General features: G+C 42.7%; 22 protein-coding genes. 7 read left to right on the forward strand and 15 right to left on the reverse strand.

Annotated elements, in window-relative coordinates:
- Positions 1-187: 187 nt before the first annotated feature.
- Positions 188-2107, forward strand: a complete 1920-nt coding sequence (locus ACNAN0_RS12375; protein ID WP_416354208.1) for a fructose-1,6-bisphosphatase — start codon at positions 188-190, stop codon at positions 2105-2107.
- A 341-nt stretch (positions 2108-2448) separates the two neighbouring features.
- Here the strand turns inward: ACNAN0_RS12375 and ACNAN0_RS12380 are convergent, their stop codons facing one another.
- Together ACNAN0_RS12380 and ACNAN0_RS12385 are read right to left on the reverse strand one after the other, a co-directional pair.
- Complete coding sequence (locus ACNAN0_RS12380) at positions 2449-3195, reverse strand: tyrosine-protein phosphatase (RefSeq protein WP_416353454.1); 747 nt, start codon at positions 3193-3195, stop codon at positions 2449-2451.
- 84 nt (positions 3196-3279) lie between these two features.
- A complete protein-coding gene (locus ACNAN0_RS12385) occupies positions 3280-4890 on the reverse strand; it encodes an APC family permease (RefSeq protein ID WP_416353455.1) in 1611 nt (536 codons plus the stop codon).
- Positions 4891-5178: 288 nt separating this feature from the next.
- Between ACNAN0_RS12385 and ACNAN0_RS12390 the strand changes: the two genes are divergently transcribed.
- Positions 5179-5547 carry a DUF6483 family protein gene (locus ACNAN0_RS12390; RefSeq protein WP_230913130.1) on the forward strand — a complete coding sequence of 123 codons (369 nt, stop codon included), beginning with the start codon at positions 5179-5181 and terminating at the stop codon, positions 5545-5547.
- Positions 5548-5691: 144 nt separating this feature from the next.
- On the opposite strand, the gene ACNAN0_RS12395 is transcribed toward ACNAN0_RS12390, so the two are convergent.
- Positions 5692-6003, reverse strand: coding sequence for a hypothetical protein (locus ACNAN0_RS12395; protein ID WP_416353456.1), 312 nt, complete (start codon positions 6001-6003; stop codon positions 5692-5694).
- Between ACNAN0_RS12395 and ACNAN0_RS12400 the strand changes: the two genes are divergently transcribed.
- Positions 5988-6170, forward strand: a complete 183-nt coding sequence (locus tag ACNAN0_RS12400; RefSeq protein ID WP_407929179.1) for a TetR-like C-terminal domain-containing protein — start codon at positions 5988-5990, stop codon at positions 6168-6170. The two genes, ACNAN0_RS12395 and ACNAN0_RS12400, sit on opposite strands and share 16 nt — an antisense overlap.
- Positions 6171-6426: 256 nt before the next feature.
- On the opposite strand, the gene purD is transcribed toward ACNAN0_RS12400, so the two are convergent.
- From purD to purE, 11 genes are read right to left on the reverse strand one after another with little or no spacing between them, the layout of a single operon-like run.
- Positions 6427-7692 (reverse strand): phosphoribosylamine--glycine ligase, encoded by a 1266-nt coding sequence (gene purD, locus ACNAN0_RS12405; protein WP_230913128.1) that lies wholly within the window; start codon positions 7690-7692, stop codon positions 6427-6429.
- A 13-nt stretch (positions 7693-7705) separates the two neighbouring features.
- Entirely contained in the window at positions 7706-9238 is a 1533-nt protein-coding gene (gene purH, locus ACNAN0_RS12410) for a bifunctional phosphoribosylaminoimidazolecarboxamide formyltransferase/IMP cyclohydrolase (RefSeq protein WP_230913127.1), read from the reverse strand.
- Positions 9239-9243: 5 nt separating this feature from the next.
- On the reverse strand, positions 9244-9822 hold the full coding sequence (gene purN / locus ACNAN0_RS12415) for a phosphoribosylglycinamide formyltransferase (RefSeq protein WP_230913126.1): 579 nt from the start codon (positions 9820-9822) through the stop codon (positions 9244-9246).
- Positions 9819-10865, reverse strand: coding sequence for a phosphoribosylformylglycinamidine cyclo-ligase (gene purM, locus ACNAN0_RS12420; RefSeq protein ID WP_230913125.1), 1047 nt, complete (start codon positions 10863-10865; stop codon positions 9819-9821). The genes purN and purM overlap by 4 nt, the downstream gene beginning before the upstream one ends.
- Positions 10865-12331, reverse strand: a complete 1467-nt coding sequence (gene purF, locus ACNAN0_RS12425; protein ID WP_230913124.1) for an amidophosphoribosyltransferase — start codon at positions 12329-12331, stop codon at positions 10865-10867. The genes purM and purF overlap by 1 nt, the downstream gene beginning before the upstream one ends.
- On the reverse strand, positions 12316-14541 hold the full coding sequence (gene purL / locus ACNAN0_RS12430) for a phosphoribosylformylglycinamidine synthase subunit PurL (RefSeq protein ID WP_416353457.1): 2226 nt from the start codon (positions 14539-14541) through the stop codon (positions 12316-12318). Before purL ends, purF begins: the two co-directional genes overlap by 16 nt.
- Before the next feature lie 39 nt (positions 14542-14580).
- Positions 14581-15234 (reverse strand): phosphoribosylformylglycinamidine synthase subunit PurQ, encoded by a 654-nt coding sequence (purQ, locus tag ACNAN0_RS12435; RefSeq protein ID WP_416353458.1) that lies wholly within the window; start codon positions 15232-15234, stop codon positions 14581-14583.
- Entirely contained in the window at positions 15234-15488 is a 255-nt protein-coding gene (purS, locus tag ACNAN0_RS12440; protein ID WP_416353459.1) for a phosphoribosylformylglycinamidine synthase subunit PurS, read from the reverse strand. Before purS ends, purQ begins: the two co-directional genes overlap by 1 nt.
- Positions 15475-16209, reverse strand: coding sequence for a phosphoribosylaminoimidazolesuccinocarboxamide synthase (gene purC / locus ACNAN0_RS12445; protein ID WP_416353460.1), 735 nt, complete (start codon positions 16207-16209; stop codon positions 15475-15477). Before purC ends, purS begins: the two co-directional genes overlap by 14 nt.
- Positions 16202-17347, reverse strand: a complete 1146-nt coding sequence (gene purK / locus ACNAN0_RS12450; protein ID WP_416353461.1) for a 5-(carboxyamino)imidazole ribonucleotide synthase — start codon at positions 17345-17347, stop codon at positions 16202-16204. Before purK ends, purC begins: the two co-directional genes overlap by 8 nt.
- Positions 17337-17828: a 5-(carboxyamino)imidazole ribonucleotide mutase gene (gene purE / locus ACNAN0_RS12455; protein ID WP_416353462.1), complete on the reverse strand. Its 492-nt coding sequence runs from the start codon at positions 17826-17828 to the stop codon at positions 17337-17339. The genes purK and purE overlap by 11 nt, the downstream gene beginning before the upstream one ends.
- A gap of 189 nt (positions 17829-18017) precedes the next feature.
- Between purE and ACNAN0_RS12460 the strand changes: the two genes are divergently transcribed.
- The 4 genes from ACNAN0_RS12460 (at position 18018) to ACNAN0_RS12475 (ending at position 21996) form a co-directional block, all read left to right on the forward strand.
- A complete protein-coding gene (locus tag ACNAN0_RS12460; RefSeq protein WP_416353463.1) occupies positions 18018-18692 on the forward strand; it encodes a response regulator transcription factor in 675 nt (224 codons plus the stop codon).
- Between the two features lie 35 nt (positions 18693-18727).
- On the forward strand, positions 18728-20071 hold the full coding sequence (locus ACNAN0_RS12465; RefSeq protein WP_416353464.1) for a sensor histidine kinase: 1344 nt from the start codon (positions 18728-18730) through the stop codon (positions 20069-20071).
- Positions 20072-20224: 153 nt separating this feature from the next.
- Positions 20225-21298, forward strand: coding sequence for an ABC transporter permease (locus ACNAN0_RS12470; RefSeq protein WP_416353465.1), 1074 nt, complete (start codon positions 20225-20227; stop codon positions 21296-21298).
- The gene (locus ACNAN0_RS12475) at positions 21298-21996 is read left to right on the forward strand and encodes an ABC transporter ATP-binding protein (protein WP_230913114.1); all 699 of its coding nucleotides are present in this window, start codon (positions 21298-21300) and stop codon (positions 21994-21996) included. The genes ACNAN0_RS12470 and ACNAN0_RS12475 overlap by 1 nt, the downstream gene beginning before the upstream one ends.
- Positions 21997-22113: 117 nt before the next feature.
- On the opposite strand, the gene ACNAN0_RS12480 is transcribed toward ACNAN0_RS12475, so the two are convergent.
- On the reverse strand, positions 22114-24642 hold the full coding sequence (locus ACNAN0_RS12480; RefSeq protein WP_230913113.1) for a hypothetical protein: 2529 nt from the start codon (positions 24640-24642) through the stop codon (positions 22114-22116).
- Between the last annotated feature and the right edge of the window lie 250 nt (positions 24643-24892).

Below are 24892 nucleotides of genomic sequence, written 5' to 3' on the forward strand. Positions count from 1 at the left end.
TGTTAGTGCTCAGATGCTGAGCACCTTTTGTCTCACGCTCTAAATACGTTTAAAATTATAAATTGGTCTAGATTTAAAAATATCGATATACCAGTTTTCGTTCGCTTTTTCACAGAATGTGTAAACCTTACTTTTCAGAACTTTTATTGCTATAATAAGTTTAACTTTTTAAAAGAGGGTGTTTGTCATTCAGGAATTAGAACGTGAACTTTTACGAGAAAAGTACCCAACTAAAGATGCCATCACAACTGAAATCATTAATTTAAAGGCAATTTTAAATCTGCCAAAAAGCACAGAAGCTTTCATGAGTGATATTCATGGAGAATTTCCAGCTTTTGATCATGTACTGCGAAATGCTTCTGGGAATATTAAATTAAAAATCGAAGAACTATTTAATGGACAGATGACACCTAAAACCCAACAGGTATTTGCCTTCTTAGTTTATTACCCGACAGAACGGCTAGCGATCGTTAAACAACAATTCTCTTGCCCCGAAGATTTACATCAGTGGTATTTGGATACGTTTGATGACCTTTTAAAACTACTTAAATATTGTGCTACCAAGTATACCCGCTCTAAAGTCCGTAAAGCGTTGGCGCCTGAATTTGTCTACATAACTGAAGAATTACTTTATGGCGATTTCCATACCGCCGACAAACATGAATATTATGCCCAAATCACCGATGATATTATTCAGCTGCATTCGGCTGATAACTTCATTATCAGCTTATGTCACACGATTCAGCGGCTAGTTGTGGACCATTTACATGTTGTTGGTGACATTTATGATCGGGGACCAGCGCCCGATAAGATCATGGATCGTCTGATGCAGCATCATTCAGTGGACCTCCAATGGGGTAATCACGATATTCTCTGGCTAGGCGGAGCCGCAGGATCTTCGCTTTGTGTCGCTAATTTGCTGCGTATCTGTGCCCGCTACGATAATTTATCGATTGTAGAAGATTCCTATGGCATCAACTTGCGCCATCTTTCATTATTAGCAGAAAAATACTATGATGATAATCCCGGTTTTCGACCAAAATTAACTCAACCAAACGAGCAACCTTCTGAAGCAGAATTGAGACAAATTACCAAAATTCACCAAGCCATTGCGATCATTCAATTTAAATTGGAGGGACCAGTCATTGACCGCCGCCCTGAATTTAAAATGCAGCAGCGAAAATTACTCGATAAAATTTCTAAAGACCGTAAAACCATTACGATCGATGGCAAAACTTATCCTCTGATCAACGGCTGTTTCCAAACGGTTGATCCTAATGATCCCTACAAGTTATTACCAGAAGAACAAGAAGTCATCGACCAATTGACCGCTGCTTTCAAGAACTCTGAGAAGTTACATAAACACATGGACTTCTTTATGAAAAAAGGCAGTATGTATCTAACCTATAACAACAATCTTTTGATTCATGGCTGTGTACCTGTTGACAAAAAAGGAAATTTTGAAGGCTTGACCTTAAATGGCAAGCTATATAAAGGGAAAGCCCTCTTTGATCTGTTGGAACGTAATTTGCGGGAAAGCTACATTGATCCAAATCAACAGGATGATCTTGCCACTGATCTCTTATGGTACCTCTGGACTGGTCCTGTATCGCCATTATTTGGCAAACGCGTGATGGCTACCTTTGAACGCTATTTCATTGCTGACAAAGCCACTCATGTTGAAGAAATGAACAGCTATTACAGTCTCCGGCACGAACCTTGGTTTATTGAAGAAATGTTAGCTGAGTTTGGGGTCGATCCCAAAACTGGACATGTCATTAATGGGCATACCCCAGTTAAAAAGGGCCAATCCCCTATTTTAGCCGGCGGTAAGATGCTGGTGATCGATGGCGGCTTCTCTAAAGCTTATCAAAAAACTACCGGTATTGGCGGCTACACGCTACTCTATAATTCCTATGGCTTACAGCTGGTCACTCACCAGCCCTTTACTACTAGAGAAAAAGCCATTGCTGATCTAGCCGACATCGTTTCTACCAAACGCGTCGTCGAACAAGAATTAGCCCGCAAAACCGTTGCAGAAACTGATATCGGCACTGAATTGAAAAAACAAGTTAGACAATTAATGGAACTCTTAGCAGATGAATGAAAGAGCGTGAAAATTATCGGGTAGTTTTTGAGCACCAACCTAGACTTACGTTGTGGGTGCAGTATCCCACGAGTAAGGCGTCGTTGGGTGAAAAAACTGATGATTTGAGCGCGTTTAGAGCGTGAGTAAAGCTGGTTAGCTTTGGAGCACTAACACCAATTGTGCCGATGAAGTGTTAGCTTCAGCAAACAATTAGGGCTAGGTAACAAAGTTAGCTTTACGAACGCGTTTCGAACAAAGTGTGGGACAAAATACCCCCAGAAATTAGATCTAGAAGTCTAATCTCTAGGGGTATTTATTAGTGTTCAGCCGCTGAACATCTCATCCCATGCGCCCATTTTTTATTTAACAAAAGTGTGCTTAAATTCGGTCACAAAATCTGATGTCAAAGCTAGTGCCTCTTGCAGATAATGGTCAAAATCACCATAATTCTGATCGATCACGGCAAAGTAATGCTTTAAATAAGCTTGATCAACCAATAAGGCTTGTCCTAAAGCTTCTTTTTGCGCTGGTGTCATATCTTTGCCATAAGTCGCTATGATTTCCTGATTGGCCGCTTGACGAGCCGTATTTGTTTTGAGATAGTCCGCGAAAATGACTTGGTCACTGACACCCGCAATTTTTAAAATCAAGGCGGCCGCCACCCCCGTACGGTCTTTACCGGCAAAGCAATGAAAAACAGTCGGCTTCACATCGGTTACTAATGCCGTCAAGAACTGATGATATCCCCGTTTTGCTGAATCACTGACGACCATCTGTTCATACGTTTCTAACATGCCTTGGCGAACGTGTCCTTCCTGCGTCAACATTTCGCCCAAACTGGCATTGTTAGCCGTCGCATCGGCTAAAATATCGATCACCTGATACTCGGCGGTCTGCCAAATCTGTTCTGGTTGCTGTTGCCGTTCGTCAGCACTACGAAAATCCACGACGCGTTTGATGTTCAACGTATCAGCTAAATAAGCTGTCTGTTCTGCTGTAAGATCAACCAACTGACCACTACGATACAAAAGACCAGGCTTGATTTCACCACCAGTTATTGTGGGATAATGCCCTAAAGTTCGAAGATTCGTTAAGGTTACTGTCATGACCTTCAACTCCCTAAATTTAAATAAAACCCACCATTTATTGTGATTCTGGTGCGTGCGCTAAATATTTTTGGTGCACGTTTGTCACTCTTTCGAGTCGGCTTTCATTTTAACCGTTTGATTCAGCACCTTAGCTTGATCAAAATATTGAGAATTCCAATAGCTGCGAATCCCCCAAGCATAAAAGAGCAGGGCGCCGATAATAATGACCACAAAATCCCACGGATAATGGATCCAGTTCAAGCCATTAAATTCTTTACTACCGATCCAAGAAACGATGGAAATAAAGACTAGATAAATCAGTAACCAAGCACTCCCTTTGAGCTGCTCCCAAGTATGGGCCCAGCCGGTGCGCCATTCAAAGTATAGATAGAATGGAAACCCTAAGAAAATGACTAAAATGACTTCAATAGTCGTTGGCCATTTTGCCCAGTAAGTTGCTAACGATGCCAGCACAAACGCCAATGGTGCCATAAAACTCAAATGTTCCGACTTAATCGGCCGCTTGAATTTTGGCGCCATCTTCCGCAAAGAAACCACTGTCGTGGGTCCGGTCAAATAAGCAATCAAGGTCGACGTGGAAATAACCGCTGCTAACGTCCCCCATGACCGGAACACGGAAACCATCGCCATACTTAAGATAGCATTAACCAACATTGCTACGCGAGGGGTGCCATATTTTTCGTTGACCTTGCCCACAAAATGCGGAATATGGTTATTTTCCTCCATGGCGAATAATGCCCGAGCTGTTGACGCTACAAAAGAGACCCCTGTCCCGAATGGCGAAACGAAGGCATCCATGTAAAGTAGGACTGATAACCAATGAATCCCTAGCAAAATAGCCAGATCCGCAAACGGTGAATTGAAGTTGATGTGATTCCAACCATGCGCCAACATGCTTGGCTTCAAGGCCGTCACAAAAGTACTTTGTAAGAGAATATATAAAATTGCACTGATGGTTAAAGAAATCACGATGCCCCGGCCAATATTTTTCTGGGGATTTTTAATTTCATTACCCATATTGATCACCGTTTGAAAGGCATTAAATGAAAAGATGATCCCTGATACCGAAGTGGCCGCAAAAATTGGTGCTGAGCCAAATGGCATAAAAGCATGGATCGAGCTCCCATAATTACTAGGATGAAAGCTAGCAATCGTTAACATGATAATCGTTAATAGCGGCACACCGATTTTGAAAACTGAAATAAAGCTGGTAAACCGCGTTAATAATGAAACTGACCAGTAATTTAATAATGTAAATACGATGATAAAACCAAAAACGACCAACAAACCAGCATTAGTGATCGTGCCGTTTGCTAAAAAAGCATGAGTAAATTTTGCCCAAGACCAAGGCCAGGAGCTCATGTATTGTACGGCAGCCACAGCTTCGATGGGGATCAAAGTGATCAATGACACCCAATTGGCCCAAGCCGCAATGAAGCCAAGCAGCGACCCATGTGTGTATTGTGCAAAGCGACTCATGCCCCCAGACTCGGGAAACATTGTGCCTAATTCAATGTAATTATAAGCAATTACACCGATGACGGCCGCCCCGATCACCCAAGAAATAATCGCGGCTGGCCCGGCAACAGCTGATGCTTCCCAGGATCCAAAGAGCCACCCTGAGCCAATTAATGAGCCTAAACCTAACATGACCAGTTGAAACAAACCTATCTTATTTTTACTGTTATCCATATAACCTCCACCACTTATCTAAGTTGTTCCTGTTGACATACATCCATTCATAATTATCTTACTATTATTGTTGTCAAAATATAAATAATTCACACCCTAAGTTTAAAATTAAATAGGTTTTATGGTAACAAACTATATAAATAAGTCAAATCAGCTTATTTGTCCGTTTAAATTCGCCTTTAAATATTATTGGTGTTAATATGTAAAAAAATAATAAACAATTTAAACCTTTTTCAAGGATGTAATTTACACTTTCAGTAAGTTAACATTAAAATGGAGGATCTAACTATGCCAATTTATGAAGATGATCCCATTTTACGTCAGATCAAAGCTTTTGCCCAAGGCCTGGGTTATATTTTAACAGCTGGTAAGGGTGGCAATTCAGAAACCGAAATTGTATTTCCCGGGCAACAAGATGATCATTTAACCTATCAAGAAACTTTGCAAAAATCATTAGCGCAACATCAGTATCAAGTCAGTATCGAAAAACTCTTTCGGGTACGTTACGCCATAAGTGAGGAAAACTTTTTAAAATTAGGTCTTTGGTACGCCCAGCAGCTCAACCTATTATCAGCAGCAGAATTAAAGCAAGGTAACTTTAGCAAACAAGATATTCAATCTCTGTTAGATCGATTGCAAGCTATTCAGGAACAATAAAGTTGATCAAAATTTTAAAAAAGCATCCAAAGTTGATCTCTGGATGCTTTTTAATATGTGTCATTTAACCTATTTCAAAGAAACATCTTCTGCGGTCATTTTATATCAAAATAAAGCCAATGTCAGGGATGCATAAGAAAAGGATTAATTTGTTGTGGGTGGAAAGCCTTTAAAAAGATGTTTCATGATGTCTTGATGATTACTGTACAAACCAAACAAGGTGATTGTTTGATGTTCGTGATCGACCTGATAAGCCATTAACTTGTATGTTTCCTTCATTATTTCGTCCATCGCCTTATCACAGTCCTCAAATGGGCCTTTCTTAGCTTCTTTCACATCTTCCAGAAGCTTAAGTGCAGCAGTGAATCGATCATATGTCTCTATATCTACAACGGCATACTTACTATGACCATTTTTTGTAAGGAAAACTGGATTATTTGGTGTTACTTCGCTCAAGATTTTGTTGTAATTTCTCAATTCTGAAACGGGTTTGGCGAAATACCTACTTCGCCAGTTTTATGGCTGGTGCTGTAGTTTCGACTATGATTCAATGGCTAATCCAAGATTGCCCAGAATCACCAGCAGAAATGGGCAAGATCTTAAATCAGATGTTTGTTTTTTAATCTACCGACGGAGTGAGATAAGGATATTGTTTTTGGTGTACATTTAGGAAAATCGTTCATAACTCAAAAATGTGGCTGGGACAAAACTAACGTTTTGTTTTCAGCCACTATTTGTTCGTGAACAATTAAATTTTAAACGTGTTCTAAAAAGCAACACCCTCACCTAACAATGAATGACTCAAATGGAAAGCCCATCATTTTTCGCAATTTTTGTCAGTATTCAGGTGCTGAACGCCTTTTGTTATACTCTTTTTGACTATTCACTTATTGATGTTAAAGCTTTGGCACCAATATCGTTACGATAAATGAAGGGTGCTTTAATTTTTTCTTTCAAACTTGCATATAAATGTTGCCGGCAGGTTTGAATGTCTTTTTGGGTCGTCGTAAACATCAGCACGCGACCACCATGACTGACTAATTGACCATTCTGTGCTTGTACGCCAGCATAGGTCACGGTGATGTCCGCAGGCAGGTCTGTTAACTTTGGCAGCGGAATAGCCGCCATCGGCTTTTTAGGATATCCTGAAGCTGCTACCACAACGCCTAGCGTATAACCTGCTGCTGTCCATTGAATAACCGGTTGATGTCCTGCTAATAGTTCATGGATCAAAATATAAAAGTCACTTTTTAACTGGGGTAACAGCACTTGAGTCTCAGGATCACCCAAACGCATATTATATTCAATCACTTTGATCCCGGTCGTCGTCAACATTAACCCGGCATAAATCGTTCCAGTGATCGGCTGACCTTCAGCTTTCATGCCGGCAATTGTTGGCCGAATCACTTCATTTAAGGCACGTTCACTTAAATCGTCCGGCATCTGCGGTAAAGGACTATAAGCCCCCATGCCACCTGTATTTGGCCCTTTATCCCCGTCCAATAGCCGTTTATGATCTTGTGACAGCGGTAGCGGCACAAGATTATCATCATGCACAAAACACATAAATGAGAATTCTTGACCAATTAAGTAACTTTCAATAACAACTTGCTGTTGGGCATCCGCTTGATATAAAGCTGTCAATAAATCTCGAGCAGCCATAAATGTGTCCGCAATCGTCACACCTTTACCAGCCGCTAAACCATCTACTTTGATTACCAAAGGAAAAGTTTGCTTGCGGCAATAAGTTAAGGCGGCATCTAAATCCGTAAAGACAGCATAATCTGCTGTTGGAATATGGTATTTACGCATAAATGCTTTGGCAAAGGATTTGGAACTTTCTAATTGAGCTGCCGCTTGTGTAGGTCCAAAGATAGGTAACCGTTGAGCTTGAAAGGCATCCACGATTCCGGCACTTAAAGGTACTTCGGGCCCAACAAATGTGAGATCGATTGCTTGGTGTTGGGCAAACTGGATCAACCCAGGGAAATCCATTTCATCAATGGCAACCGTTTGGATACCATCATGGAGCATACCAGGATTACCAGGGGCACAGTAAACATCCGTCACCTGTTTACTTTTGAGAAACTGCTGACAAATTGCATGTTCACGACCACCGGCACCAATAACTAAGACTTTTGCCATGAGGGCCTCCTAATTAATGTTTGAAATGGCGCACGCCAGTAAATACCAAGGCCACACCTAATTCATCAGCTTTTTTGATAGAATCTTTATCTTTGATACTACCACCAGGCTCCACGATAGCTGTGATCCCATGGGCAGCAGCATAAGCGACACTATCGTCCATCGGGAAAAATGCGTCCGAAGCTAAGATGGCATCTTTGAAAGCTGGTTTGGTTTGCGCTTTTTCAATGGCAATTTTTACAGAGTCGATCCGATTTTGTTGTCCAGCGCCGACACCCAACGTTTGGTCTGCCGTGGTAACAACGATGGCATTGCTCTTCACATGTTTGACAACGGTTTGACCAAATTGCAAAGCTTTCATTTGGGCTTCTGTCGGCTGCTTCTTGCTGACAACTGTAAATTGATCAATCGTTTCATGAGTTTGATCGCCTTCCTGCACCAGAATACCACCCATGATCCCTGTGATTTCGCGATCAGCAGCAGCTTTTGGTTGGCTAAAGTCTACCGTCAGTAAGCGCAAATTCTTTTTCTTCGCTAAAATGGCAAAAGCTTCATCAGTATAGCTTGGGGCAATAATGATCTCTAAAAAGAGTTCGTGCATTTTAGCCGCTGTTTGCGCATCTACTTCTCGGTTCAAAGCGATGATCCCGCCAAAAATAGAAATTGGATCAGATTCATAAGCTTTATCCCAAGCTGATTCCAAATTGTCAGCTTCACCGATCCCGCAAGGATTCATATGTTTCAACGCAACCACTGCTGGCCGTTCTGTAAATTCAGCGATGATCTGCAAAGCAGCGTTCGCATCACGTAAATTATTGTAAGAAAGCGCCTTGCCGTGTAATTGTTTTGCGTGCACCATCGAATACGCTGGGGCCATTGGATCCGCATAAAACGCCGCTTTTTGATGACTATTTTCGCCATAGCGCATACTCTGCTGCTTATTATAGGTCAATGTCAATGTTTCTGGTTCAGGGTCAGTAGTAAAGTAGGCTGCAATCAAGGCATCATAAGCTGCTGTGTGTCGAAATACCTTGGCAGCTAATTGCTGCCGAAAAGCAGCGGATAAACTATCTTCGCGTAAAGCAGTGATAACCGCCTCATAATCTTGTGGATCGACCACGGGTACGACCGCTGCAAAATTCTTGGCAGCTGAGCGTAACATCGATGGCCCGCCAATATCAATATTCTCAATGGCTTGAGCTTGAGTGACCTCTGGTTTTTGAATGGTTTCTTTAAATGGATAGAGATTTACACAGACAAGATCAATCGGTTGAATGCCTTGTTCAGCTAACATCTGCATGTGTTCTGGGTTGTCACGTTTAGCTAGTAGGCCACCATGAACCGCTGGATGTAATGTTTTAACCCGACCATCTAACATCTCTGGAAAATGGGTCACTGCTTCAATATTAATGGCGGGAACGCCAGCATCACTCAAGATACGTAAAGTTCCGCCAGTGGAAATCAATTCATAATCTAAAGCAACGAGGGCTTTGGCAAAATCAACCAGACCAGTTTTATCAGAAACACTTAGTAAAGCTCTTTTCATGAGAATTAGACGACTCCTTCTGTAATCAATTCTTTAACAACACGAGGATACAATTGATGCTCAATTTGGTGAATGCGGTTTTCTAAAGTAGCTAAGGTATCCGTTGGGTCAATGCGTACCGTCTCTTGAGCGATGATCGGACCTGAATCAACCCCGGCGTCAATAAAATGAATCGTGACACCAGTTACTTTAACACCAGCTTTAAAGGCGTCTTCGATCCCATGAGCACCAGGAAAAGCTGGTAGTAAGGCTGGGTGAATATTCAAAATGTGGCCTTGATAAGCGTTCAACAAAGTTGGGCCAACAATCCGCATATACCCCGCCAACAAGATCAGATCGATATGGCGCTGCTTGAGCGCTTGTAACATTGCTGTCTCTGCTTGCGACTTGTCAGCATACTTCGTGAAATTTACATAAACACTAGGTACACCTAGTTCTTGACTACGCTGATGTACGGCAGCCTGTTTGCGATCATAGATCAATAACTCAATCGATACATCTGAGCGCCAATGCTGAAGCTGTTGCACCAAAGCCACAAAATTAGTCCCCGTTCCGGAAGCAAAAATAGCAATTTTTTTCGTCATATTTGGCTGCTCCCCGTGAAGATCACAGCTGCTTCTTGGCGGGGTACCACTTGTCCCAATTGATAGTAGGTTTCGCCTTGTGCTTGTAATATTGCTTCAACTTCAGCGCGCTGTGCCGGTTTGACCACTAACACTATACCAATGCCCAAATTGAAAGTTTGTAACATATCTTTAGCCGATAAGTGCCCTAGTTTTTGTAACCAGGTAAAAATTTTAGGTACCTGCCAAGCATCTTGGTCGATCTGGACGGCTAATTGATCTGGTAGGATTCGTGGCAAATTTTCCACCAAGCCACCACCCGTGATATGAGCCACACCAGTCAATAATTGCTGTTGCAATAACGGTTGTAACAGCCGGGCATATATTCGTGTCGGCGTTAATAAGGCCGTTGTGACATCAGTTCCTAGTTCAGGAATATCATCGGTTAACTTAAAGTTGTGATCTTTGAATAAAATCTGGCGCACTAAGGAATACCCATTGGAATGCAAGCCTGAACTCGGTAAGCCTAACAAAATATCACCAGCCACGACGTGCTCTGGCAGCAAGCGTTGTTCTTTCTCTACGATACCAGTGGCAAACCCCGCCAAATCGTAATGTTTAGGTGCATACATATCTGGCATTTCGGCTGTTTCGCCGCCAATTAAGCTTAAATCGCTCAATTCACAAGCCTTTTTAATTCCCTGAACGATAGCGGCAACTTGGTCGGGATCAACTTGATGAATGCCTAAATAGTCTAGGAAAAACAACGGCTTTGCCCCTTGAGCCACAATATCATTCACACACATTGCGACTAGATCCTGCCCGATGGTATGACAGTTATTCGCCGCAATTGCCACTAACAATTTGGTACCGACGCCGTCACTACCAGATACCAATACCGGTTCTTGGTAGCCACGAGGCAGCGCATAGAGGGAACCAAAACCACCCACACCAGCGAGTACATTGGCGTCTTGAGTCGAAGCGGTCATTTGCGCGATTTTAGCGACAGCAGCATCACCAGCAGCAATATTCACACCAGCAGCAGTATAGGCATCTTGGGTCATTAGGAAACCTCCTGTTTCAGTCGTTTCGGTGCTTTGACATGTAATCGTTGTAATTCTGCTTGTAATTCGGCTTCAAAGTCATAAAGTGGCGTTGGGTAGTCACCATTAAAATATGCCACACATAAGCCGCCATTCGGTGCAGTCGTCTTTAATCCTATCGCCTTGATCAAACTAGTTACGCTTAAAAAACCTAATGATTTAGAACCGAATGTTTGATTCATTTCTGGAATCGACTGATGGGCTGCGATCAAATCCTTGGTCGATTGAATGTCGATGCCATAATAACAAGGAAACTTCAAAGCCGGTGAAGCAATGCGTAAATGTACTTCTTTGGCACCTGCTTCAAGCAGCAGCCGCACAATATATTTACAAGTTGTGCCGCGAACAATCGAATCATCTACTAACACAACCCGCTTCCCCGCAACGACCCCACGAACAGCGGAAAGCTTCATCCGCACACTTCGTTCTCTTAGGTCTTGATTAGGTTGAATAAACGTCCGGGCAATATACTGATTTTTGACCAGACCCATTTCATAAGGAATCCCACTGGCTTCAGCATAGCCCCAAGCAGCCGATAAAGAGGAATTCGGTACACCGACCACAATATCAGCATCAGCTGGTTGCTCTTTAGCCAATAATCGGCCCATAGTTTTGCGCGCGTGGTGAACGTTGACCCCGTGGATATCTGAATCTGGCCGGGCAAAGTAGATATATTCCATTGAACAAACGGCCAGTTGTGTTTCTTTCGTGTAATAATCGACCTTATAGCCCGTATCGTCAATAATAATTAGTTCGCCAGGTTGAATATCGCGAATGATTTTTGCATTTACTGAGTCTAACGCGCAACTTTCACTAGCCACGACGTATGCTCCAGCAGTCGTTTGCCCCAAGATCAGAGGCCGTAACCCATTGGGATCAACAGCCGCATAGAGTTTTTTCTCGGTCATCAACAGAAAAGCAAAACCGCCTTTAACTGTACGTAAGGATTCCTTCAACTGATCTAGAAAAGCCGTATGTGAGGAACGCCGAAGTAAATGAATCAAAATTTCCGTATCAGAAGTGGTATGAAAAATGGCGCCTTCATTCTCCAAATGTTCTTTTAGACTAAACGCATTAGTCAAATTGCCATTATGTGCTAAGGCCATGTCACCATTGGAAAATCGAAACATTAAAGGCTGAATATTATCAAAATTTTTACCGCCAGCAGTCGTATAGCGCACATGCCCGATCGCTGCCCGGCCCGTCAGTTTTGCTAAGTTTTTAGGATCATTGAATACCTGGCTCAACAACCCTAGGCCCTTGTAATTGAGCAGTGTGCCTTGATCATTAGACGTAATGCCCGCACCCTCTTGGCCTCGATGCTGTAGGCTATGCAGCCCGTAGTAAGTAATATTACTGGCATTATCGGCACCCCAAATACCGAAAACGCCACATTCTTCATTTAAACTTCTTACTTCAGCAGACATGGCAAACTCCCTTCAAAAATCCCTTTAGCTTTAGGTAAATCGATAGTAGCTGTTTGGCTGTCTCCAGCAATGGTTACTTTTGTTCCACGTGAAACGTGACCAATTAGTTCAGCCTGCTTGACTTGAGCTTCGAAAGCTAGCCGCTGCTTAGGATCTACCGTCACAACAAAGCGTGACTGTGTTTCAGCAAACAGCCAAGCAAATGGGTGTTGCCAAGTGAGTTCAAGCCCCAATTCAGTTTTAGCCGCAAAGCAGCTTTCCAATAACGCTGTCATCAAGCCACCTTTAGAGACATCATGGGCGCTTTGGATCAAACCGGTTTTAATCGCTGCTAAAACAGTAGCTTGTATGTCCTGTTCATAAGCAAGGTCAAATGGGAATAGCTTACCGCTAATGGCACCGGCCTGTAATTTTTGAATTTCTGAGCCATTGAAATCTCCCTTGGTTTGACCGATCACATAAACGAGATCATCTGCTTTTTTGAAATCGATCGTTGTAATGTGTTCCAAATCTTCGATCAAGCCCACCATACCCACAACTGGCGTTGGGTAGATCGCTTCACCGTTGGTTTCGTTATAAAGTGAAACATTCCCAGAAATCACAGGGGTCTTGAGCATTTCACAAGCTGCCGACATACCAGCAGCTGCCTCAGCAAGCTCATAAAAATGATCAGGCTTTTCAGGATTGCCAAAATTCAAGCAGTCTGTAATGGCCAAGGGTTGGCCGCCAGTGGCTACAATATTACGTGCCGCCTCACTTACAGCGATCGCCCCACCAACTTTAGGGTCTAAATAGAGATAACGCGCATTGCCATCCATCGTCATTGCTAAGGCTTTACGCGTACCACGAATCCGTAGCGCAGCTGCATCGCCACCAGGTTTGACCACTGTATTGGTTTTTACTTGAGAATCATAAGTTTCATAAATCGCCCGTTTAGATGCAATCGTTGCTTGGCCGAGTAACTGATAGACCGTTTCAGCAAAATCTTGGATCTTCGGTTGGAATTGAGTAGTTGTCGGATTTTGTAAATGTGCCGGTAACGTCTTTTCCCGCTCATAGACAGGGGCATCATCCACCAACGCAGTCACTGGCACATCCGTTACTAAATGACCTTGATGATATAGCTGATACTGTTTACTTTCGGTGACATAACCGATCTTGACGGCATCTAATTCATATTTAGCAAAGACATCAAAAATTTCTTGTTCATAACCCTTGCGCACGCATAAAAGCATCCGTTCTTGAGACTCAGATAACATCATTTCATAAGGCGTCATGTTAGGTTCACGTGTTGGCACCTGATCTAGATTTAAAATCATCCCTGTCCCAGCCTTAGAAGCCATCTCCGCTGAAGATGATACCAGCCCCGCAGCCCCCATATCTTGAATCCCTACCAAAGCTGCTTGATGCTGCCGGATCACTTCTAAACAAGCATCCATCAATAATTTCTCCATGAATGGATCTCCGACTTGGACGGCTGAACGATCACTTTCGTTGTCATCGCTGAATTCTTCTGAAGCAAACGTTGCTCCATGAATGCCATCACGACCAGTTTTAGCGCCAACATAGATAATACTGTTTTCTTCACCGCGCGCTTGACCCACTTGCATATCGGCTTGATTCAAAATACCAACACACATTGCATTCACTAAAGGATTGGCCGTATAAGAAGCGTCAAAGGTCGTTTCACCGCCAACTGTAGGAATCCCAATACAGTTACCATAGTCAGCAATCCCTTTGACTACTTCTGAAACCAAATATTTCGTCCGTGGATCATTCAACTCACCAAATCGCAAACTATCCAAAATAGCGATGGGCTGAGCACCCATAGAGAAAATATCGCGAATGATCCCGCCGACACCTGTTGCTGCACCCTCATAAGGCTCCACGGCTGACGGATGATTATGACTTTCCGCTTTGAAGACAACTGCTTGACCGTCACCAATATCAACGATACCCGCCCCTTCGCCAGGGCCCTGCAACACTTGTGGGCCAGTTGTGGGGAATTGTTTCAAAACCGGCTTCGAATTCTTATAAGAACAATGCTCACTCCACATTACCGCAAACAAACCAGTCTCCGTATAATTTGGTAAGCGATCTAATAACCGACAAGCACGTGTGTACTCCTCAGTCGTCATACCCCAGGATTGATATAATTTCGTTGCTTGAATTTCTTTTGCCGTTGGCTCAGTCATCGTTGATTCGATCATAACCGGACTCCTTTAATTGAATTCACTCAAATTTGCTGTCTATTTCAACAAAGAACTTAATAAACGCTGCCCGTCAGTATTGCCTAAGATAGCTTCCACCGCACGCTCTGGGTGAGGCATCATCCCTAAAACATTACCACGTTCATTGCAGATCCCTGCAATATCAGCCACACTACCATTGGGATTATCTTGATAGCGAAAAACGATTTGATGATTTGCTTCTAACTGTGCCAACGTTTCTGCATCACAGTAATAGTTACCTTCGCCATGAGCCACAGGTAACGTGATCACCTCATCTTTTTCAAAACGGTTCGAAAAAGGCGTGTTAGGATTAGCCACTGTCAATTGAACATCTTTACAAATAAAAGCTAAATCCTTATTCTCATGCAATGCTCCTGGTAATAAGCCAGCTTCCGTTAAAATCTGAAAGCCATTACAAACGCCCAAAACTAAGCCGCCGTTATTGGCAAAATCAATGATTGCCGGCATAATCGGTGCAAACCGGGCAATGGCCCCCGTTCGTAAATAATCGCCGTAGGAAAATCCACCTGGAATCAAAACCGCATCAATGTCATTTAATTGAGTAGCTGTATGCGGTACATAGGTCACTTCAGCTTGTAATTGGTCTTGCACGGCATAATACATATCCGCATCACAATTAGAACCAGGGAAAACGATCACTGCAAAACGCATTAGGCCATCTCCACTTCTTCGATTTCGTAACGATAGGTTTCCATATTGACGTTGACTAACAATTGGTCACATAAGGCTTTCACAACGGCATCAACATCTTTCGTATCTGCCGCAAGCTGCAATTCAAAATATTTGCCCATGGTGACATTCTCAACTTGTGAATAGTCCATCCGATGTAGGGCCGCTTTGATGCTCTCGCCCTTGGGATCAAGAATCGAAGGTTTATAAGTCACATAGATTTTAACTAAGTACATTGGCATTTTGCTCCTTATCTTCAATACGATGTAAGACTTCCTGATAGGCTGGGATCATATCCCCTAACCCCTTACGAAAAATATCTTTATCTAAGGACTGCTGGGTTTTTTTATCCAACAAGCGCATATTATCTGGGGACAGCTCATCAGCCAAAAGAATCTCTCCTGAACTAGTCAAACCAAATTCCAGTTTGAAATCCACTAGTGTGATCCCCAATTGATCGAATAATTGTTTCAAAACTTGATTAACTAATAGGGCTTTGGTTTTCAAAGCTTCAATTTGTGCTTCAGTGGCAATCTCTAACGCCAAGATCTGCGCATCGTTGATAAAAGGATCATCTAATGCATCACTTTTGTAATAAAATTCCACGATAGGCCGGTTAAATTGCATTAGGTGCGGTACCGCGAATTTGGTTTCGAAATGCCCAGAAGCCAAGTTACGCAAAACTACTTCTAAGGGAATCATTTTAACTTTATGTAGCAATTGTTCTGTCGCTGAAACCTGCTTAATGAAGTGTGAGGCAACCCCGTTGGCCTTTAAATAATTGAATAAATGACTCGTGATCTGATTATTCAACGTCCCTTTATGGGCCACATTGACCTTCTTTTTGCCATTTCGCGCCGTGGCTTGATCCTTATAGACCGCTAAAATAACTTCAGGATCTTCAGTGGCATAGATTTTTTTAGCTTTACCTTCATATAGTAATTCTGTCTTAGTCAACGTTTGGCACTCCTTTATCTTGTTTTTCAAATGCTAAAGCAGCTGTGATCAAGGGACTGAGTTCTGGCCCTAGAATCGTCACATGACCTAGTTTGCGTTGCGGCCGAATCTCTGCTTTGCCGTAGTCATGAAAATGCCACTCTGGGTGCTGTGGTAATTGCTGCCGGGCAAGACTTAACTCTTCACCCAACAGATTAAACATTACAGCTGGTTGTATTTGCCGAATTTCTGGGATCGGCAACCCACAAATACTGCGAATGTGGGCTTCAAATTGAGAAACATTGCAGGCTTCAATACTATAATGACCAGAATTATGGGGCCGTGGCGCGAGTTCGTTGACTACCAGTTGATTGGCTTCAGTCACGAAAAATTCGATACCTAAAACACCGCGCAGCTCTAACCCTTTGGCAATCGTGGTGGCCGCTTGAACCACTTGCTGCACGATCTCAGATGATACGCGGGCAGGGACAATGCTGCGATGCAAAATGTGAGCCGAATGCTGATTTTCTGAAAGCGGAAAAACACGAACGTTCCCTGTTACTGTACGGGTCACCATAACTGAGACCTCTTTAGTAAAATCTAACCGCGCTTCTAAAATACAAGTTGTTTGGGTATACAGTTCCTGGGCAGCTGCATAATCACGAGCTGTATTAATATCAACTTGACCATGCCCATCATAGCCGCCACTCGTTGTTTTCAAAATTGCGGGCAAACCAACAGACCTCACAGCTGCTTCAAAACTATGGTCATCATTCACAGCCGCAAAGGCAACCGTGGGTAACTGATGTTGGCGTAAAAAATTCTTTTCATTTAACCGGTCAGATGTAATAGCTAATAGGTCAACACCTTGGGGCAATTGTCGGCTTGAAAGTGACTTAAGAGTTGTCGTAGCAACATTTTCAAACTCATAAGTCAAGACATCACAACGCTGGATCAGTTCATCCATAGCAGCTTGGTCTTCATAGGCAGCCACGATTTGAAAGTCGCTGACTTGAGCTGCGGGTGCATCTGGTGTTGGATCCAGAATGCCCACTTTGTAGCCCATACTTTTAGCACTTAAAGCCAGCATTTGACCAAGTTGACCGCCACCGATAATTCCAATGGTAGCAGGCGGTAAAATCACATCATTATTCAACAAGCTGCTCACTGCTTTCTACTGAGGATTGATGTTGGGTCTGACGAAATTCAAGTAGGCGCTGGGTAAGAGCTGTATCCGTCACACTTAAAATTGAGGCAGCCAATAGCGCTGCATTGCGGGCGCCTGCCGAACCGATCGCTACGGTTGCGACTGGCACACCTGCCGGCATTTGTACGATGGACAGCAACGAATCCAGACCATTTAATGTTCGTGTTTTTATTGGTACCCCGATCACTGGTAACGTAGTCTTTGCCGCGATCATCCCGGGTAAGTGTGCCGCACCCCCAGCGCCAGCAATAATCACTTTAAGCCCCTTATCACGAGCCTTATCCGCAAAATCCATCATTTCATCGGGCATTCGGTGGGCTGAGATAACTTGCTTAGAAAATGGCACACCAAGTTCAGTTAATTGTTCGGCTGCCAATTTCATCGTATCCCAGTCAGACTTTGATCCCATCACAATTGCAACAGATACCACCATCACGACCTCTTTTCTAATGTTTGTGTTTTCAGTCTAAAGGTCAACTTAATAATTGTCAATAGTTTTTACAAACATTATTACATTAATTTAATTATAATGTTCGTGTTTTGTTAAAATACCCGATTATCGCTATACTTTAAGCATCATTACTGTCCTACATAAATCCACGATGCCCTCAGGAGGAAAATTATGAGAACAATTTTAATTGCCGATGACAACGCTGACCTCCGCTTATTGGTCAAAAGGCAGCTATCTGAGCAAGGTTATACCATCTTGACAGCCAATGATGGCGCCCAAGCCGTTCAAGTTGGCACACAAAAGCCGATTGATATGGCTATTCTAGATGTTATGATGCCAAAAAAAGATGGCTTCGCTGTCACCAAAGCCATCCGTACGCAGAAAAAAGAACTCCCTATTTTAATTTTGACCGCTAAAAGTGATATTTTTGATAAACAGCAAGGTTATGAAGCTGGGGCTGATGACTATTTAACGAAACCCTTTGATATCCGTGAATTACTATTTAAAATGCAGGCTCTTTTCCGCCGTTACCAAGGTGATACCCAAACAAAGCTTACCGTGGGCGACTTGATTTTAGACAGCAATAACTACAGTCTGACCAAGGGAGATCAAGAGTTGTTCTTGCCCCGTAAAGAGTTTGAAGTGTTAGAAAGTTTAGCGCAACATCCCAATCAGATTTTTAACCGGGATCAATTACTGACTAACATTTGGGGGGCAGATTACGAAGGCTCTGACCGTACCGTAGATGTCCATATCAAACGGCTGCGCGATCATCTTGCCGATGATCAAACTGTGCGTATCGTTACTGTTAGAGGCTTAGGTTATCGCCTCGAGGTGCAGGGATGAGCATATTTAAACGCAGTCTTTCCCACAAAGTTATTATGTGGACCTGTCTCATTTTGATTTTTAGTTTTGGCATTGGTTTCTTGGTAGCCAATCAATACTATCATCACGTCCTAAAGCCCAAAAATGATGCTAAAATAACTGCCATCGCTAAAAATGTCCAACGCTTTTATAACCACCTTCCTAAAAATGAAGGTCCGAATTATCTTAAAAGTGTTGCCAAAACCGGCTATGATTTAGCGGTCTACACGAACAAAGCCCAGCCCCACTATTACGGTGAACCCTTTCGCATTGCTCAGCTTAATGCCAGTGCCCGTGAACAAGTCCAATCTGGTCATGTTTATCATGGGATTCGTCAGTATGACCACGGCCCACTCATCACCGGCTTTTTTGCCAATGATATCCATAATACGATCGGTGTTCCTTTAAAAAATAAGCAAGCCCTCTTCATTCGACCTAATGCCAATGCCCAGTTTGGTGAACTCCGCGGCTATCTTGTGTTGATCGGTGTGATCAGTGGCTTGCTGGGTCTTTTCCTATTGATCATTGTGGCTGAACGGCGCCTCGTTCATCCCCTCAAGCAATTGACTCAAGCAACCAGTCACATTGCTAGCGGCGACTTTCAAGTTCATTTGGCCGACCATGGCAGCGATGAAATTGGTCAATTAACCACTAGTTTCAAAACTATGACACAGCAATTAGCGCAAGTAGAGCGCAGCCGTAATGAATTTGTGGCTAATGTCTCCCACGACTTACAATCTCCCCTAGCCGCTTTAAATGGCTATGCTGACCAGTTGGCCGATGCGAAAATCAGTCCCCAGCAGAAAGCGCAAGCTGTTGAAATCATCCGGTCTGAAACCAAACGACTCTCAGCTTTAACGAAAAACCTCCTATTGTTAGCAACACTAGATCAAGAAGCTACTTTGGACTTTCAGCAAGCCATTGAGCTGGATCAGCAATTACGTGAAGTCATTCAGACCTTTTCCTATCAATTAGATGAAAAAGATCTTTTTGTGGACGCCCATTTAAAAAAAGCGACGATCACGGGGAATCAGGATTTACTATTTCAAGTCTGGCAGAATCTACTAACTAATGCGATCCGCTACGCGCCGGCCGCGAGTGACATTGTCGTTCAATTAACAACAACTGCCAATGAAGTTGCCGTGGCGATCACCAACTTTGGTCCCCCAATCTCAGCGGCTGAGCAGCAAAAGATCTTTGATCGCTTTTATCAATCGGATCAATCCCGCGCGGCTCGCAATCATAGTGGCCTAGGTCTCGCCATCGCCTACAAAATCATTCAGCTCCATCATAGCCAATTAATTGTCTCCAGCACAAAAGCTGCCGGGACCACCTTTACGGTGAAATTTCCGCAAAAGTGACAACTTGTAACATTTCGTTCATATTCAGTTAACATTCCCCCGTTATATTAGAATCATCGAAGGCCAAGCGAAAACGTGAACTAAGCATGGCACAAACCAACCAGTCAAACGCAGCTTGGTTATCATTGGATTCAATATATAGGGGGAATTGTTATGTTTCTTGCTTTAAGAGAATTAAAACAACAAAAATTAAGATATGGTCTCGTCGGTCTAATTATCTTTTTGATCATTTTCTTGGTACTCTTCATTACCGGATTGGCTAATGGGCTGACCAACGACACCACTTCCGCATTAGAAAAAAGCCCGGCCGAAACCTTTGTTTTACAAAAGGGCTCTGAAAATCGACTTAACCGATCTAAAATTTCAACGGCTGATGCCAAGAAAATTCAGGATCAAGTCGGTGGTACCGCAATGAACGTCCAACAAACCACCGTCCAAAATAAAAATAATGCGGACAAGAAAACTGACGTGGCCTACTTTGCTATGAATGCCAACAGCAGCTTTGTACCTACAGCCACCAATGGCAAAACTTTAAGCAATCAAAAAAACGGCATCATCGTCAGCGATAAATTAAAGGAAAACGGCTATAAAGTCGGCAGTGTCCTCAAAGATAGTATTTCTGGTAAGAACATGAAAATTATTGGTTTCGTTAATAATCTTTCCTACGCCCATACGCCGGTAGTCTACATGTCCACTAAGCTCTACCAAACAATCAGTCCGCAAATGGCCCAAGGTTTGACTTACAATACAGTCGCCACTAAAAGTAATGCCAGCAATCTAGACTTGACTGGCTTTACCAAGTCAGCTAAAGCAACGATTATCGACAACATTCCGGGACATTCTGCTGAAAGTGGCTCTTTGACCATGATGATCACGTTCTTATATGTCATCTCCATCGTGGTTCTAGCGGTCTTCTTCTATGTCATTACCATTCAAAAACTAAGAGAGTTCGGCACGTTAAAAGCCATCGGGACATCAACCAGTTACCTCGCTCGGAACTTGATCTATGAAATTGGTCTGATCACACTTGGCGCCATTGCCATCGGTAGTCTCGTTATCTTCGGCCTCAGTTACGTCATGCCAAGTGGGATGCCATTCATCATGGGTGGCTCAACCATCGCCTTCACGGCCGGTATCTTTATCGTTGTCGCCGTCATCAGTTCACTTGTATCCCTTGTTAAAATTGCCAAAGTTGATCCCGTCAGTGCCATTGGAGGTAACGCCTAATGAAAACAATGAATCAAGATATTCAAACTACAAATAGCTTAAGCATGAACCATGTCATCAAATATTATCAAGATGGTCAAAGTAAAATTGAAGTCTTAAAAGATGTCAGTCTTTCCGTCAAACCAGGTGAATTTGCTGCAATCGTTGGCCCTAGCGGTGCTGGTAAGAGTACCTTGCTTTCCATCGCCGGTGCACTCCTGACCCCATCCGAAGGGCGAATTACCCTTGCTGGTCAAGAAGTGACCGAACTTAGTGCCAAAGCACGAACCCAATTACGGCAAAAAGAAATTGGCTTTATTTTTCAAAACTCCGAGTTGATCCCCTACTTGACAGTCGAAGATCAGCTCCGTTACGTCACTAAGCTGGCTAAACTTAAGGTCAGTGATCAAGATATTGTCAACCTCTTAGATCACTTGGGCTTACGTCATCGCCTAGACAACCTGCCTGGCCAACTATCTGGTGGTGAACGCCAACGGGTTGCCATCGCCCGGGCCTTCATCAATGATCCCGCCATCATTTTGGCTGACGAACCTACCGCTAGTCTAGACTCTACGCGCGGTCGACAAGTCGTTGAAATGCTCGCCCAAGAGACCCATACCAATCATAAAGCTGCAATCATGGTGACCCATGATGAACGCGTGTTGGATCTAGTTGACAAAATCTATGAAATCGAAGACGGCAAGTTGACGTTAAGATAGATAGGTTATGGTCAAATATAAAAAAACAGCTAACATGAAACGAACAATCATTTTGTGTTAGCTGTTTTTAGTTTTAAACGATGCGTTTTCCTTTGATGACCTACGCACGTGACAACATTATTGTGTTGACTTAATAATTTGCCATTCAACCTCGCCTTTATACTGCCCTAGTTTTTGTGAAGCCTTTTGTGCTCTCAATTGAAAATCCCCTGGTTGTATTTGTGAGGTGAAGTCATAATCCTGATAGGCATTATCGCTGCTATCGGTTTGTCCTGTTGGCCGCGTCAAAACAAAACCATTCGTGATAGGCACAAAATCACCACCATGATTTTTGATGAACATAATATCACCAGTATCGGCCTGCAAATGCTGGCCATTATTACTCATATTATTATCTTTATACTGAACGTTCAGGGCAAATGTCGGGGTTGGTTCATCACTCTTGACAACCAATGCACCGGCTGTTTTTTCATTCGAATAGGCTGTCTGTGACCCCACAACATGCTTCCCAAAATCAATTAGGCTTGGGACTTGCGTGATCGATGTCGTAGTGTAATACAGCCGCAAGCGCGCAGACTGATCTGGGTAGGTGGAAGCGTCAGTTAAATAATCCCCTGAAAAAGTCGCATCATTCCAGAAATACTTCCCCACATCTGGATCTGTGTTCCGATTAAACACCCAGTCACTCGTAGGTAAGGCTCGCTCAATATATCTAAAGGCTACATATTGACCCGGCTTAACACTAACGTCCGAACCAAGATTCAAATTAACCCCTTTTGGATCAGCGGCACTATAAGAGACCATCGGCACTGGCTGCCAAGCATCAGGGTCAATATGGCTATCATTTTGGATTTGGTACTGTGCAGAAACCGATAATTGGGCATTCAAGAAGTTCATTAATTGTGAATTGCTTTGCGAACCCGTTGCTATTTCTAGACCACCTGTTTGATTCAAATGCTTGGTATTATTTTCGTCTGTCTGGATCCCCACATTTGTATATTGTGTTAAATCACCGGTCACTTGCGCTTGTAAAAGATAACGGACAGGTACTTCGCCCGCATTCAAATCGCTTAGTGCTTGTAAAATAGTCCACTTGCTGTCATCACTTTCTGGACTTGAAGGATTATTACCGGTATAAACTTGATTTTGCTGTTTAACATTCGTGAACGATCCAATCGGAATCGAAACTTGTGCTTTCGCAGTGTTGGTTGTCACTTGAACCCCATTGATCGTGGCTGTTGCTTGATTTTCAATTGTCTTGTAACTTTTACCATTAATCGTTGTTGTTGGTAACGTACGCCAATCATCGTTACTAATATTTAGTTTTCCGGGAATAACCAAGGTATACAATTGGTTATAGAATGATGCTTGACTCACATCTTTGGCCGTCGCCGTAATTTGATTCTGCTGCACGCTAATATTGAACAAGTTTGAAACATTTTGTCCATCGACCGACTCAACTTTTACACCGCTAGGATCAACTGTGACATAATTAGGTACTGAGTCTTTGAGGCTATAATCACTGTAATAACCACTATTATTCTCAAAGGGAACCGTCTGCTTCACTTGAAAAATAGGGGTATTCGTCAGCGGTGTGTCATTTGTTAGACCAACTGCTACTGGATCAGGTGTGGCAATATTTGTTAAAGCAGAAGATTCGAAGTTGATTCCGGCTGCAGTGTTACCTCCAGTGTCTTTTCCAACCGATTCATAACCATATTGAAAATCAGGCTGATTCGAGTAAGTGACGGTCATTTTGGTTTCATCACCATCAGAACCACCCTTTAGATCACCTGAAAATCCGGTTGGATCCATACTATTGTCAAAGAATATGTGATAGCCATTATTAGCATCTGAACCGGATTGTTTTAAATAAAAAAGTTTATCGATATAACGCTTATTAATCAATAATTTCTTCAAATTATTGATCGTTCCAAAATTCCAATAACCGGAGATAGTTAGTGGCTTCCCACTATCATCATAGTAAGCAACATCACTATTAATGCGCCACTTAGTAGAAAAATTATGGATCCGTAAAGATAAGAAACTTGTCCCATCGACCCCAATGCCACCTGCGCGGGATGGATCAGCTGTATCGGTATTACAAATCACATGTGCTTTAATTGTAACGTTCTTACCATTATAAAGACCAACATTGGTATAGGTTACAGTTGCCCCAAAAGTGGTCACACTATTATTTGCTGGCCTGATCAGCAACATTTTCCCTTTTTGGCCGCCATAGCCATCATCACCTGTATAAGATACATTTGAATTTGCATCAGCCACATAGGAAACTTTGGTACTGCTGGTATATATCGGCCGAAAATAATGATCTTTGTCAATAAACGTACCTTCCCCTATTTTAGATAACCCCTGTGACCCAGGATATTGGTCGATCGTCGCTGGGGCTGCAGCCGCTAAAAGCATTACTTTATTTGATAATACTGAATTTAAATCAGACGTTTGCAGCATTTGTTGGTGGTTTGTCTGACTGTTATTGAGTTTATCAAGAATATTGGTTGGGATATCTGCAGATGTCGCGGCCTGAACGCGTGTACTAGAACCTAGTAGAATTAATAAGAAAAATATGATAACAGCAAATAAGCCCACACTTGTTACGCGTATACTACCCTTTAAAGTATTCATAATCTATTCCCCCAAAAGAATATCTTCAAATAAACTAACCGCTAGATAATTTCAACTCATTCTAAATTTATGTGATAAACCGATAGATATAACTATATTTATTTTAAACCAATTTATGAGTACTTATGTTCAATATAACAACGAAATTATTACTAATATTGAGTTTTCTGGAGAATTGGTTTTTTATTCTTACTGCGGAACATTCCTATAATTGTGCTTTTAAAAATTACCACCTATTGGCAAGTAGAAA

The sequence above is a fragment of the Agrilactobacillus fermenti genome, from assembly GCF_047943045.1.
GTDB classification, from domain to species: domain Bacteria; phylum Bacillota; class Bacilli; order Lactobacillales; family Lactobacillaceae; genus Agrilactobacillus; species Agrilactobacillus fermenti.